Source organism: Bradyrhizobium sp. 17, assembly GCF_023073515.1.
Taxonomy (GTDB): Bacteria; Pseudomonadota; Alphaproteobacteria; order Rhizobiales; family Xanthobacteraceae; genus Bradyrhizobium; species Bradyrhizobium canariense_D.
The window spans coordinates 311693-325240 of sequence record NZ_JADPJQ010000117.1 but is presented as its reverse complement, the minus strand read 5'-3'; the positions used below and the strand labels follow the sequence as shown (position 1 = coordinate 325240).

The 13548-nt window shown below is 64.0% G+C and carries 15 protein-coding genes; 3 read left to right on the top strand and 12 right to left on the bottom strand.

The features are described 5' to 3' along the window. Positions 1-67: 67 nt before the first annotated feature. From IVB13_RS26590 to IVB13_RS26575, 4 genes are all read right to left on the bottom strand, one after another. A complete protein-coding gene (locus IVB13_RS26590) occupies positions 68-790 on the bottom strand; it encodes an SDR family NAD(P)-dependent oxidoreductase (protein WP_247299310.1) in 723 nt (240 codons plus the stop codon). Next, complete coding sequence (locus IVB13_RS26585; RefSeq protein WP_018453302.1) at positions 783-2165, bottom strand: fatty acid--CoA ligase family protein; 1383 nt, start codon at positions 2163-2165, stop codon at positions 783-785. The genes IVB13_RS26590 and IVB13_RS26585 overlap by 8 nt, the downstream gene beginning before the upstream one ends. Beyond that, positions 2152-2397, bottom strand: coding sequence for an acyl carrier protein (locus tag IVB13_RS26580; protein ID WP_018453301.1), 246 nt, complete (start codon positions 2395-2397; stop codon positions 2152-2154). Before IVB13_RS26580 ends, IVB13_RS26585 begins: the two co-directional genes overlap by 14 nt. A gap of 141 nt (positions 2398-2538) precedes the next feature. After that, positions 2539-4353 carry a long-chain-acyl-CoA synthetase gene (locus IVB13_RS26575; protein ID WP_018453300.1) on the bottom strand — a complete coding sequence of 605 codons (1815 nt, stop codon included), beginning with the start codon at positions 4351-4353 and terminating at the stop codon, positions 2539-2541. Positions 4354-4606: 253 nt separating this feature from the next. On the opposite strand from IVB13_RS26575, the gene IVB13_RS26570 reads away from it, so the two are divergent. Continuing rightward, complete coding sequence (locus IVB13_RS26570; protein WP_247490903.1) at positions 4607-5320, top strand: SGNH/GDSL hydrolase family protein; 714 nt, start codon at positions 4607-4609, stop codon at positions 5318-5320. A gap of 44 nt (positions 5321-5364) precedes the next feature. On the opposite strand, the gene IVB13_RS26565 is transcribed toward IVB13_RS26570, so the two are convergent. The 6 genes from IVB13_RS26565 to IVB13_RS26540 all read right to left on the bottom strand — a co-directional run bounded on the left by IVB13_RS26565 (position 5365) and on the right by IVB13_RS26540 (position 10329). Next, positions 5365-5634, bottom strand: a complete 270-nt coding sequence (locus tag IVB13_RS26565; RefSeq protein WP_007597230.1) for a DUF3551 domain-containing protein — start codon at positions 5632-5634, stop codon at positions 5365-5367. Between the two features lie 31 nt (positions 5635-5665). Continuing rightward, a complete protein-coding gene (locus tag IVB13_RS26560) occupies positions 5666-5947 on the bottom strand; it encodes a DUF3551 domain-containing protein (RefSeq protein WP_018453298.1) in 282 nt (93 codons plus the stop codon). Between the two features lie 137 nt (positions 5948-6084). Further along, the gene (gene htpG, locus IVB13_RS26555; RefSeq protein ID WP_247299309.1) at positions 6085-7962 is read right to left on the bottom strand and encodes a molecular chaperone HtpG; all 1878 of its coding nucleotides are present in this window, start codon (positions 7960-7962) and stop codon (positions 6085-6087) included. Positions 7963-8084: 122 nt separating this feature from the next. Then, positions 8085-8498: a hypothetical protein gene (locus IVB13_RS26550; RefSeq protein WP_018453296.1), complete on the bottom strand. Its 414-nt coding sequence runs from the start codon at positions 8496-8498 to the stop codon at positions 8085-8087. A 262-nt stretch (positions 8499-8760) separates the two neighbouring features. After that, a complete protein-coding gene (locus IVB13_RS26545; RefSeq protein ID WP_026232506.1) occupies positions 8761-9360 on the bottom strand; it encodes a nuclear transport factor 2 family protein in 600 nt (199 codons plus the stop codon). A 162-nt stretch (positions 9361-9522) separates the two neighbouring features. Continuing rightward, positions 9523-10329, bottom strand: coding sequence for a response regulator (locus IVB13_RS26540; RefSeq protein ID WP_007597237.1), 807 nt, complete (start codon positions 10327-10329; stop codon positions 9523-9525). Positions 10330-10549: 220 nt separating this feature from the next. On the opposite strand from IVB13_RS26540, the gene IVB13_RS26535 reads away from it, so the two are divergent. Next, complete coding sequence (locus IVB13_RS26535; protein ID WP_026232505.1) at positions 10550-10780, top strand: NepR family anti-sigma factor; 231 nt, start codon at positions 10550-10552, stop codon at positions 10778-10780. Then, the gene (locus IVB13_RS26530) at positions 10780-11328 is read left to right on the top strand and encodes a sigma-70 family RNA polymerase sigma factor (RefSeq protein ID WP_007597240.1); all 549 of its coding nucleotides are present in this window, start codon (positions 10780-10782) and stop codon (positions 11326-11328) included. The genes IVB13_RS26535 and IVB13_RS26530 overlap by 1 nt, the downstream gene beginning before the upstream one ends. A gap of 105 nt (positions 11329-11433) precedes the next feature. Here IVB13_RS26530 and IVB13_RS26525 read toward each other — a convergent pair whose 3' ends face one another. Further along, complete coding sequence (locus IVB13_RS26525) at positions 11434-12132, bottom strand: nitroreductase (protein WP_018453292.1); 699 nt, start codon at positions 12130-12132, stop codon at positions 11434-11436. A gap of 134 nt (positions 12133-12266) precedes the next feature. After that, entirely contained in the window at positions 12267-13511 is a 1245-nt protein-coding gene (locus tag IVB13_RS26520) for an acyl-CoA dehydrogenase (protein ID WP_247490901.1), read from the bottom strand. Positions 13512-13548 lie beyond the last annotated feature (37 nt).

Genomic DNA, 13548 nt, shown 5'->3' with positions numbered 1-13548 from the left:
GATCTTACGACCAAATCCGGACGATGTCATTGCGCCGGATCAATGCAATTGTGGCGATGAGTTCCACCTACGCCGTGTTGCCCGCGTCGACCGTAAACACGGTACCCGTCACATTGCGACCGCCCTCTCCCAGCAAATACTCCACCATCCGCGCGACGTCGTCGGTCTCCGGCAGGCGGCGCAGCGCGCTGCGGCCGGCGATGCGCTTGCGGCTGTCGTCAGACAGGTTGTGCGTCAGCTCGGTGTCGATGAAACCGGGCGCGATCGCGTTCACGGTGATGCCGAGCTTGCCGACCTCGCGCGCGAGCGAACGGGTGAAGCCGGTGGCGGCGGCCTTGGTCGCACCGTAAACCGAGAGGCCATTATAGCCGGTCGTCGCGATAATCGAGGAGATGTTGATGATGCGGCCGGCGCCGTCGGCCATCATCTGGCGCGCGACATATTTGGTGAGAATGATCGGCGACAGCACGTTGAGCTGCACCAGCGCCTCGATCTCGGAATTGTGCATGGTCGCGAGCAAGCCTTCGGTGCCGAGGCCGGCATTGTTGACGAGGCCGTAGATCGGGCCGAATTCATCGCGCACGAGTTTTGCGTAGGCGGGGATCGCGTCGATCACGGCGAGGTCGCAAGCGCGAAAATGCAGGCGCCCCTCCGACCCGGCAATCGCCGCCTTGAGCTCGTCGCTCTCGCGCCGCGCCGCCGCGATCACGTTGTAGCCGCCATTAACAAGCCGCTGGCCGATCGCAAGGCCGATACCGCGGCTACCGCCGGTGACGAGAACATTATGCATCGGTGCGCGCCAGTTTGCCGGCCGGGGTGACGTCGAGCGCCTCGACGAAGCGGATCACCGCCGGCACCTTGTGGGAGGCGAGCTGAGCGCGGCACTGATCCAGAATCTGGTCGCGGATCTCTTTCGCGCGCGCCGGATCGGTGCCGTCGGCGAGGATCACGTCGGCGACGACGATGCCGCCGGTGATCGGGCTCTTGCGTGACTTCGCCCGCGACATCCGCACATCGAGATGACGGTTGATCACCGCCTCGATCTCTTCGGGGTGAACCTTCAGCCCACCGATATTGATGATGCCGCCGCGGCGGCCAACGAAATAGTAGCGGTCGCCGCGCAATTCGACGATATCGCCGCTATCGACATACCCGTCTGCATCGGTGAGCGCAGCCGCGTCGCGGCCGATATAGGCGTGCGCCGTGCGCGTCGAACGGATACGTAGCGAGCCGTCGACGACCTTCATTTCGACGCCGTTGCGGTTGCCGAGGTAGTCCGCCGGAAAGCCTTCCAGCCCGTCATTGACGGCAAAGCCGACGCCGGCCTCGGTTGACGCATAGGCATGGCCGACGGAGGAATTCGGGAACGCCGCTTTCAGGCCGTCCAGCACCGCCTGGTCGGCGATCTCGCCGGAGAGGCGGACATAGCGCGGCGCGAACTGCGCGGCCGAGCCGCTCATCAACAGCTTGCGCCAGTGCGAGGGCGTGCCGGAGATGTGGGAGACGCCCCGCGCGTTCAGCCGCGTGACGTGATCGGCGAGCGCCTCATGCGGATCGGACAGCACCATCGAGCCGCCCGAGAGGACGGCGCGGAGGAATATCTGCAGGCCGCCATAGCGGCGGATGTCGTAGAACGTCGCCCATACCGGCGCGGGTCCGCGCGCCGGGCCTTCGGCGACGATGGCGCCGGTGAGTGCTTCCAGCGTATGGCCGACGATTTTCGGCACGCCCGACGTGCCCGAGGTGAGCATCAGCCATTCCGTGGCGCGTTCGGTCCTGGCCGGCGCTGTGGCTTGAAGCGGCAGTTGTGCGGTGACGACCAGCGGCACGCCAGTCTCGGCCCAGCGATCGGGCTCGTCGGTGACAACGGCATCGATCCCGGCATTCGCCATCAGCGCGTCGAGATGCGCCGGGTTGAGATCCGGCGGGCACAGCAGCATGCGGCGGGCAATACCGTCGAGCTCGATCATGGCAAGACCCGATCGGAGCTGGTCGGACAATTTCAGCAGCACCGCGCGGCCGGACAGCTCGCCCAGGCGGCCACCCAGGACCGTCTGCGACAGGATATCCGTCAACGACACGACATCGTGCGCGTCCGACAGCGTGCGGCCGGTCAGCTCCGCGCCGAGATGGTCGCGGAGCGCAAAGATCTCACGCGGGGACATTTTCGTAGGCCCGCACGAAATCGCCCACGGTGGCGGGGAACGCTGCGTCCTCGGAAATGGTGAAAGGGTCGACGCCGGTCTCGTCCTCGAGGCGCGCCACCAGGATGGCGAAGGCGAGCGAGTCGAAGCCCGTCTCGTGCAGGGACAGCTCGTCCGAGAGTGCGGGAAGCGCGACGTGCTGCTCTTTGGCGATCTGCTGGATCGCTTCAATGACCTTAGACCGTACCGACATGGCTGGCTCGCTTCTGTTGTCGTTCGTGTTGCGGCGGTTCTTGATGACCGCCTCCCTTGCCCGTTTGTTTACCCGACAGAAGTAAATGGCTTCTTGGACAATTCGGATAAAATTGGACCTATCTGGCGGATTTTCGCGCGGCTAGAGCCGGATCGTACCCTGGTTGATTTGCGCATACGTCTCCGCGTCCAGCGCGACATAGGCGCCGGTCTTCGGGTCCAGCATGAACAGCGGATCGGAGACCGCGCCGGGATCAAATCCCTCGCGCGCGAGCTCGCCCTTCTTCTGCTTGAACGTCTCGGTCGCATCGAGCTCGCGCGAGATGCGTATGAAGACGGGATGAGCATAGGCGGGCAGGCGCTGTGCGAGATGGGCGGGCAGTGCCTCGACGGCGAAGCCTTCGTTCACCACGATCGCACTCATGCCGGCGCGGCCGTCGGTGCCGGGAATGCCGACGCCGTAGGTGGTGGCGTCGATCACGCCAGTGAAACCCCGCATGGCGTCGTTGACCTCCGAAGTCGCGACGTTCTCGCCCTTCCAGCGAAAGGTGTCGCCGATGCGGTCGACGAAGTGGAAGAAGCCCTTCTCGTCGAGCCGCATCAGGTCGCCGGTGCGGAACCAGGAATCGCCCTTGGCAAAGACATCGCGCAGGATCTTCTTCTCGGTCTCGCTCGCCTCGGTGTAGCCCTCGAAGCGGCCGCCGCCCTCATCCGCCGTGCCGATGCGGCCTATGGCTTCGCCGGCCTCGCCGCGCGCGCAGGGGATACAAAACCCCTCCGCATTGCGCAGCGGGGCGCCGTTATCGGGCTCGAGCTTGACGAGACCGGCAGGGAAACGATGCGCAAGCAACGGCGGAACGCGGCCGATCGCGCCGGGCTGGCCCTCGACGTTGAACAGCGAGAAATTGCCTTCCGTCGCCGCGTAGAATTCGAGGATGCGCGGAATGGCGAAACGCGCCTGAAAATCGTCCCAGATGTCACCGCGTAGGCCGTTGCCGCAGACGAGCCGCAGGCGATGCCGGTTCTCGTATTCCGACGGCGGCGCCTTGAGCAGATAGCGGCAGAGCTCGCCGATATACTGGAACAGCGTACAGTCGTGGCGCACGATGTCGGGCCAGAAATTCGAGGCTGAGAATTTATCTGCGATCACAACCGAGCCCCCGGCAGCGAGCATGCTGCATGGTGCCACGATGCCGCCAACCGAGTGGAACAGCGGCAGGCAATCGTAGAGCCGGTCCTGCGGCGTCGCGCCGGTGAGGCCGGCGAACCAAAAGCCCCAATTGAGGATGCGGCGGTGGCTGATGCTTGCGGCTTTCGGCAGGCCGGTCGTCCCGGACGTGTAGATCAGCAGGGCCCGGTCGTCGATGGTGACGTCACCACGCTCGTCCGGCGAAAGCGGCCGGTCATCGAGGGCGTCGAGCGCGACATCGATCGGACGCTCGCTGCGGGCATCGCCGTGGGTCCAGACCTTTGCTTCCGTCTTCAAGTGCGGCAACGCGCCGGACAGCTCCGCTGCAAGCTCATGCGCAACAATGATGTGAGCGGGCTTTGCGACTCCGACGCAATGCGCGAGCGAGTGCCCGACGAGCTTGGTGTTGATCAGCGCGACCACGCCGCCGACGCGGCTGATGCCGAGCCAGGCCGCGACATAATCGATGCCGTTCGGCATGATCAGCGCGACAGTGCCGCCCTTGGCCACACCGGCCGAGCGCGCCCAGCGCGCATAACGATTGATGCGTTTCGAAAGTCCCTCATAGTCGAGGCTCGCGTCATCGGTGGTCAGCGCAACGCGATCTGGCTGGCGCTGCGCCCAATCGTCGACGACATCGGCGAACAGCCGGCCCGGCAACGTCTCGATCCGTGCGGTGAGCTCGATCGCCTTCAGCCAGATTTTCGAAGCCGAAGGTGCGCGCGCGGCTTTCGGTTGCTCGATGACGCCGGTTGTCATGCCGTTCATTCTTTACGTGTCTGCGGGTTTCCGGCAGCTTAGCTCGCACGCCCTGCCCAGATGTTAAGAGACAAGGTAAAACCGGGTTAGTGCACGATTAACTCTAGTGATCCTTTACCAAACCGGAGGCGATCGAGGTGCGCCGCCTGGCAGTTCTTGCAATAGCAAAGCCAGTTGTCGGGGCGTGAGGCTAGGCGGCTCCGGGCAAACGGGTTAGTCTTTTTGACCCTGCATTGTCCCGGTTGCGAAAGGGAGACGACCTGTGGCTCTCGGCTCGTCTGAATTTCCCGTCCAGGCCGCGCCGTTCGAGCAGCCGCTGACCAATTTTGCCAATGGCCTGAGGCGCGGACAGGTCAAGGTGGTCGCGATCGGCTCGTCGACCACGGCGGGCGAAGGAGGCATCGCGCCCTATCCGCAACGATTGCTGGCGGACCTTCGGAGCATATTTCCGAAGCCCGGGATCGATGTCATCAACCGGGGCGTCGGCGGCGAAGAGGCTCCCAAGGAGCTTTTGCGGTTCAAGCACGACGTCTTCGACCAGAAGCCGGATCTCGTGATCTGGCAGGTCGGCACCAATGCGGTGTGGCAATCGGCCGATCAGAATCCACCGACCTTCGACGAAACCAGGAGGGCCATCGCTGACGGCGTCGATCAGCTGCTTGTGGACGGAGGGATCGACGTCATCCTAATGGATCTGCAATATGGGCCGGCGGTGCTGACGCCGGCCAAGGCCGACAAGGCGAACGCGATGGTCGCAGCGATCAGCGAGATCGCGCATGCAAAGCGGGTCAACGTCTTTCGCCGCTTCGCGCTGATGAAGGGCTGGCACGACGTTGCAAGAATTTCGTTCGACCGCATGGTCGACCCGGGCGACGACAGCAGGCTGCACGCAAGCGACTGGACCACGGACAAGATGACCTGGCAGTTGACCGACGCGATCGTCACCGCGGCCAACGAGGCGCCCCACGGCAGCTAGCCCTGCATACTCCGTCTGATTGACGGCCGAACGGGCGGTGAGCCCTAGCCGCCTCGCTGATGGCGCAAGCGCTGCGGCGGTGCGTTGAACGGATAATACGGATTGAGATCGCAGCTGGCGGAGCGGCCGGAAGCCGTAGCTCGGCACTGCGGCACTGAGGTGAAGGAGCAATCGTACCACTCCCCGCCACCGCCGTTTGCACCGGAATAGACGTGCATGCAGACGGGATAGCGCGGATCGAAGGTCTGTGCATGCGACGGCGCGGCCGTGAGCAGGGCACCGACGGTCATGATCAGGCCGAACAAGCGATGCATGAAAATTCCCCCTGAAGGCCGTTGCGGATCGCTAGTGCACGTTCTTGTGGCGCCGGCGCGGCGGCGGCGGGGGTTGGTCGAACGCATAGTAGGGATTGACGTCGCAGCTTGCCGAGCGGCCCGAGGCCGTGGCGCGGCACTGCGGCAGCGAGGTGAAGGAGCAATCGAAATAATCGCCACCGCCCCCGCCAAAACTACCGGGCGTATAGACGTGCATGCACACCGGGTAACGCGGATCGTAGGTCTGGGCGCTGGCATCTGCCGCCACGAACAGCGTGGCAATTGCGGTCAGGGTCAGGATCGGCAAACGCATGGAGAAATCCTCGAATCTGTCATGTCGGCCATGTCGGCGGCCCGGATGCCGGCCACCTCGTATGGCATAACACCATGGCAGAGGCGACCGTTCCTGCGCGCAGATGACGGCAAGGTGAGTGCGGTGCACTGCGCCCGCTACGCGCCGAGCCCTTGCAACACCAGCCGGTTCAACCTTGCCGCAAACGCCGCAGGGTCCTCCGGCAGCTCGCCGTCTAGGATCTGCGCCTGTTCGAGCAGGAGCAGGCTGAGATCGTCAACCATCTTGGAGCCGGCCTGAGCCTTCGTGATCGCCGTCACCAGCGGATGGCGCAGGTTGATCTCAAGGATCGGCTTGGTGCGCATGCCACGGTTCTGCTGAGACAGGATGCGCTCGAGCTCGCGGCTCGGGCCCTGGCTGTCGGCGACGAGGCAGGACGCGGAGCTGGTAAGACGCGTCGAGGCCTTGACGTCGCTGACGCGCTCGCCGAGCGCGGCCTTGATCACCGCGATGGTGGCGGCCTCGTCGGCGGGCGGCTCGTCCTTTTTCGCCTCGTCGGCTTCGTCGACGCGCGGGATCAGGTCGAGATTGAGATCGCCTTGGCTCAGCGACTTCAGCGGCTTGCCGTCAAACTCCGAGGGCATCGAGGTCCAGAAGGCGTCGACGGGATCGGACAGCAGCAGAACTTCGATGCCGCGCGCAGTCGCCGCCTCGAGCCGGGGGTTCGACTTCAGCCGGTCGATGCTGTCGCCGACGAGATAATAGATCTCGGTCTGGTTCGGCTTGAAACCGGCGACGACGTCCTTGAGCGAGCGCTTCTCGCCCGAGGTCGTGGTGAAACGCGACAGCGCGAGCAGCTTTTCTCGGCGTTCGAAATCCTCGTAGATGCCTTCCTTCAGCACCGCGCCGAAGGCCTCCCAGATCTTCGCGAAGTTCTCCGGATCCTTCTCCGCCAGGCTTTCGAGCTCGGACAGCACGCGGGTCGCCACGGCCTTGCGGATCTGCGCGAGCTGCGGATTGTTCTGAAGCATCTCGCGGGAAATGTTGAGCGGGAGATCCTCGCTGTCGACGACGCCGCGGATGAAGCGGAGATAGCCCGGCAGCAGATCGGCATCGTCAGTGATGAACACGCGGCGGACATAGAGCTTGACGCGCCCCTTGCGGTTCGGTTCGAACAGGTCGAACGGCTTCGTCGAGGGCGCGAACAGCAGCACGGCGTAGGAGTAACGTCCCTCCGCGCGATAATGCAGCGTCATCGCGGGATCGTCGAAGGCGGAGGCGATCTGCTGATAGGCCTTCTTGTAGTCTTCCGGCGTGAGCTCGGATTTCGAGCGCTGCCACAGCGCGCTCGCAGAATTGATCTGACGCGGTTCGCCCCCTTCAGGCACGAGCTCGATGGGGAAGAGGATGTTGTCGGAATAAGCGCCGACGATACGTTCGATCTCGTAAGCTTCGAGATATTTCTTCGCATCGTCCTTGAGATGCAGGACGATCTCGGTGCCGCGCTGCACGCGGCCCGCATCCTCCTCGCTGGCACGCGCGATCTCGAAGCCCGAGCCGCCCGAGGACGTCCAGGTCCAGACGTCGCTCTCGCCGGCGCGGCGGCTCACCACGACGATCTTGTCGGCTACCATGAAGGCGGAATAGAAGCCGACGCCGAACTGGCCGATCAGGCCGAGACCATCCTTGGCCTCCTTGAGCTTCGATACGAAGGCCTTGGTGCCCGAGCGGGCGATGGTGCCGAGGTGGTCGATCAGCTCCTGCCGCTCCATGCCAATGCCATTGTCGGCGATCGCAAGCGTTCCGGCCGTCTTGTTCGGAATGATCCGGATCTTGAGCGCGTCGCCTTCGCCCAGCAGCGCCGGATTCGCGATGGCCTCATAGCGCAGCTTGTCGCAGGCGTCAGAGGCATTGGAGACGAGCTCGCGCAGGAAGATATCGGTCTCGGAATAGACGGAATGCACCATCAGGTGCAGAAGCTCGGAAACCTCGGCCTGGAAGGGCTGCGTATGCACAGCCGTGTCTGACGTCGTCATGCGTTTACCCGGTCAATCCAAAGAGGAAGAAACCCGGGATATAACGCGAGGGGGCAGGGGATCAAGTAGACGTCAGCAATCGCCCTCCGGGCGGAGGGCGACTTGTCCGTGGCCAAAGCCGATCAAGTCACACAGCGGCCGGGTTGGAGCAGCTTTGCGACCTCGGTCAGGGAGCTGACCATCGGCTCGCAGGCGATCGTCGGCTTTTTGCGGCTCTGCTTCTGGTCCGGGAGCAACACCGGCGGCTTGGCGTTGCCGGTCTCGATCACCGCGGGGACCCGCAGCAGCACCGACGTGTCGGCCAGATCGTTCAGCCGCATCGACACGGTGCGGGTCGGAACCTCAGCCTGCTTGATGTCGGCCAGCCGGTCCGCTTTGCTGGAGCGATTGACGTTATGGCCCGGCTTGTCAGCGACCGCCTGCCAGCGGTCGGCCGGATCATGGCCGGAGGCCAGCTGCACGGCGCCGACCTGGACGGCGCCAAGCGTCGCGGCGATCGCGACGGCGCCTAAAAATACCTTTTGAATCTGTGACATGGCTGTCGGTCCCTCGCCCCATGGCGATCGCGGGAACAACGCGAGGAGAGGACCCAGAGTTCTCAGGCGTTAAGATCACTTAACCGTGTGCGAAAAGGCAGGGTGCGAAAAGGATGGCCCCACGAAAAATTTTGCAACCCCCTGGAACGACTTTCAGGGACGGGAGTCGTATCAACAGCCGGCTATTCCCCCCTGCCCCATAAGCCGGCGACGTAGGGCGCGACTGTGGTGATGCCAGTCGCGCCTTACTTTTGTCTGGCGTTCAGTTCGCCTTCCCCGCAAGCCACTCCCGCCCCTCCGCATAGAGCTTCTCAACCTCGGGCCCGGTGAGGCCTGGCATGTCGCGCTTGACCTTGTAGCCGATCAGCTCCTGCATGTAGGCGAGGTGGCGGTAGCCTTCGGGCAGCGCGGCAAGGGCTTTCTGGTCGAGCTGAAGCGTCGCGGAGGGATCAACCGGGTCGATCCGGTCCTTCTCGTAGATCGGCTGGCGGCGGACGATGCCCCATTTTCCCTGCCGCTTCTCCAGGAAATCGTAGAAGCGCCCGGTGCAGACGACGTCGCAGGGCACGTCGTGCACCGGTGCGCGCTGCGAGATGGTCATCTTGGTCTGCGCGATGGCGCGCGCCCCCTCGAGATCGATGCTGCAGCCACCGAGGAAATGCAGGATGCGCACGCCCTTGGCGAACCCCTCCTGGCTGACCCGCATGAAATCCCGCGCCGGCCCCTGAAACCAGGTGGCGGACATCCAGCCTTCCTCGTGCCAGACGGTGGCAAAACGCTCCCAATCGCCGGCATCGCGCCACACCGCCCAGTTCTCGACGAGGTCGCGGATGGCGAGGCGATCGAGGAGTTGCTGGTCCATGAACACGTCTCCGATGGCACCGCGGCTGCAACGGCCGCTGCGCGAGGTATGAGCGGCGAATTCGATGGCCGTCAAGCGTGACAACCGGATCAACAAAAATCCGGCGCACCTTGCGGCACGCCGGATCGGATTTCGTCAAAATGCCGGGCGCTGGCGCCTTCGTTACGCCGCCGGTACCTTCGGCGCGCGGTTGCGGGAGTTGCGCTGGAAGAACAGCGCCTGGCTCGCCACCGCCGACACCATCGCCGGCTGGAACGGTTTCGAGATCAGGAAGGCCGGCTCCGGTCGCTCGCCGGTGAGGAAGCGCTCGGGGTATGCGGTGATGAACACCACCGGCACTTCGAAGGTGCGGAGCAGCTCGTTGACGGCGTCGAGGCCCGACGAGCCGTCGGCGAGCTGGATGTCGGCGAGGATCAGGCCCGGTCGCTTGTTCTTTGCCAGCGCGACCGCATCGGCGTGGGTGCGGGCGACGCCGACGACATTGTGGCCGAGGTTCTTCACCAGGCTCTCGAGATCCATGGCGATGAAGGTCTCATCCTCGATGATCAGCACGTCAGTGGCGATCTCGGCTGCCATCTCACGCCCTGCGGCATCCGCAAGCCGGCGCGTCTCACCGACGTCGGTGCCGAGAATGTAGCCGACCTCTTCTTCCGAAAATCCCTCGAGCGAGAGCAGCAGGAAGGCTTGCCGCGGCAAGGGCGTGATGTTGGACAGCCGCCGCTCCGGCGGCATCGGCAGGTTCGTCACCTCGGAATCGTCGTTGACGGAAACGGAATTCCAGATTTGGGTGAACAGCCGGAACAGGCCGGCGCGCGGCCCGTGGCTCTCGTCGAGCACCGACGGATCTCCCAGCATGGCTTCCAACATGGCTGCGACATAGGCGTCACCGGAGGACTGGCTGCCCGTCAGGGCGCGTGCGTACCGGCGCAACAACGGCAAGTGTTCAGCAACGAGCTGTGAACGGGACATCCCCACTCCATATCATCTTCGGGCCGACCTTGACGTGCAGGCGTTAGGCGGGGGGCCGGGTTCCCCTGCTGGGCTGATTACGCCTCAGACCAAGAAAAGTTCCGCATGGGGGCGGAACTTTTTCTCGCAGCTCGCATTGAGCCTATCCAGGGAACGGCTCCCGGTTGAGAGAACTTCTCGATTTTACAGCTACTTAACTCGGGGAAACGTGGAACAGGTCATGAAAGATCTCAAGTCTCAAGCCAGCAAAAGCACGACCCCCGGCAAGGGAGGGCTCACTCCGGAGATCCAGTCCCGGATCGGGCACCAGCTGCGCGCCATGTACGACGACGTGGTGCGGCAGGGGGTTCCGGACCGGTTCGCGGAACTGATCAAGAAACTTGATGCGCCGGGAGCGACCCCCCAAGTGGAAAATGGTGGCGGCTCTAACGACAACAATGGGAGGGATTGATGCCTCTCACGGATTCCCTGCGTAACGACATCCTGGCGGCCGTGCCCAGTCTGCGCGCGTTTGCCATCTCGCTCAGCGGCAATGCGGACCGCGCCGACGATTTGGTCCAGGAGACGCTGTTGCGGGCGCTCGCCAACATCGACTCGTTCCAGCCCGGCTCCAATCTGCCGGCATGGCTGTTCACGATCCTGCGCAACCTGTTCCGCTCCGACTATCGCAAGCGGCGGCGGGAAGTCGAGGATGCCGAAGGCAATTATGCTAAGACGCTGAAGACGCAGCCCTCGCAGAACGCCCATCTTGAGTTCGAGGAATTCCGCACGGCGCTCGACAAGCTTCCGCAGGACCAGCGTGAAGCGCTGATCCTCGTCGGCGCCTCCGGCTTCTCCTATGAGGACGCGGCTTCGATCTGCGGCTGCGCAGTCGGCACGATCAAGAGCCGCGTCAACCGTGCGCGCTCCAAGCTCGCGGCGCTGCTCTATGTCGACGGCGCCGAGGATTTCGGGCCCGACGAGACCATTCGCGCCGTGATCGGCGGCAGCGGCGGCTGACGGCCGGCGTCAATCGAACTGAGACCGCGATGAAGGCGGCCGCATCCGCGGCCGTCTTTTCGCGCGAACGGGATCACGTCCAATACGAAGCGTGCATCGCCTCGATCACTCGTCCACGAAGGTCACGGTCTCGGCCAGGCTCGCACGCGACGTCCGGTAGCTGTTGACCTTGTGGGCATTGTCGGCATAGCCGAACGAGATACCGCAAACGATGCGGCGATCATCAGGCAAATTGAAATGGCGGCGGATCAGGCCGGAGTGGCGCGCGAGCGCCGCCTGCGGAATTGTGCCGAGCCCGAGCGCCTGCGCGACCAGCATGAAGTTCGAGACATAGGCGCCGCAATCGATCGCACCGTAGATGCCGAGCGGCTCGTCGGTATGGATGATGGCCACATGCGGCGCGCCGAAGAAATTGTAGTTCTCCAGCGCCTGCTTGGCATAGGCCATCTTGTCTCCGCGCGCGATGCCGAGCGTGTTGTAGAGCTGAAAACCGCTCTCGCGGCGGCGTTCGAGATAAGCGCCGAGATATTCGCGCGGCGGCGTGAAATCATAGTCGTCCCCGAGCCCGCCCGAAGCCTCCTTGTAGATCAGCTTGCGGAAACGCTCCTTGGCCTCGCCGCTGGCGATGACGACCTGCCAGGGCTGGCTGTTGCACCAGGACGCCGTGCGCTGGGCGGTGGTCAGCACGTGCTCGATCGTCGCGCGATCGACTTCCTTGGCCAGGAAGGCGCGCACCGAGTAGCGCTCGTTGAGCAGCTCTTCGAGCACGCCGATGCGGTTGTTATGATTGACTGCAGCGTCCATTGCTTAAGCTCGCTTTCGTGCCCCGGACGCGACGCAGCACGAAGTGATGCGGCGCTGAGGCGGGGCCCATTGTGGCCTGTCTATTATGGCTCTTGGGTCCCGGCTCGCGCTTCGCGCGTCCGGGACACGAGATGTCAACGCCCCTTGGTCGGAATCTTGTTGTACGGCACGTCCTTGTCCACGCGGATGTCGCCCGGCAATCCCAGCACGCGCTCGGCGATGATGTTGCGCAAGATCTCGTCGGTGCCGCCCGCGATGCGCATCGAAGGCGAGGACAGCAGCATCTGCTGGAACTGGCCCTGCACGGTCTCCTCGTCCGTGCCGGTGAGAACGCCGGCCGCGCCCTGGAGGTCCATGGCATAGGTTGCGATGTCCTGTAGCATCATGCCGGAGACGAGCTTGCCGATCGAATTTTCCGGTCCCGGCCGCTCGCCCTTGGACAGCGGCGAGATCGCGCGGTAGCTGGTGTATTTCAGCCCGCTCGACTTCACCGCCCAGCTCGCGAGTTTTGAGCGCACGGCGGGATCGTCGATGGCGAGGCCATCCTCCAGCATCAGGTTGGAGCAGAACTCGAACATCTCCGGGACGCCGGTCGCAAGCCGCGAGCCGATCGACATGCGCTCGTTCATCAGCGTGGTCAGCGACACGCTCCAGCCCTCGCCGATGGCGCCAAGACGCTGGCTGTCGGGAATGACGACGTCGGTGAAATAGACCTCGTTGAACTCCTGCATGCCGTTGGCCTGCTTGATCGGGCGCACCTCGACGCCGGGGCTCTTCATGTCCAGGAAGAACATGGTGAGACCTTTGTGCTTGGGCACATTGGGATCGGTGCGCGCGATCAAAAGTCCGTAGTCGGAATAGTGCGCACCCGAGGTCCAGATCTTCTGGCCGTTGACGACCCAATTGTCGCCCTTCTTCTCCGCGCGCGTGCGCAAGCCCGCGACGTCAGAGCCCGCTGATGGCTCGGAGAACAGCTGGCACCAGATCTCCTCGCCCGCGGCCAGCTTCGGCAAATGGCGCCGCTTGGCCTCCTCGCTGCCAAAAGCCATCACGGTTGGCCCGCACATGCCCTCGCCGATCTGGAACGGCTGCGTCAGCTTGCCATAGACGCCTTCCTCCTGCTGCCAGATCACGCGCTCGATCGGCGTCGCACCGCGGCCGCCATATTCCTTGGGCCAATGCAGGCAGGCCCAATTGCCTTCGGCCTTCTTCTTCTGCCAGGCCTTGCCGACATCGACGATGTCGTGGTTGGCCAGCCGGATGCGGCCGAGCGAGGATTTTGACAGCTCAGCCAAAAACTCCTTCGGCGCGTTGGCCTCAACCCATTTGCGCGCGGTCTCGCGGAAGGCGGCTTCCTGCGGGGTGTCGTCGAAATTCATGGCGGACCTCTTCGTTCTTGCTCTGTCTTAGTCCCTC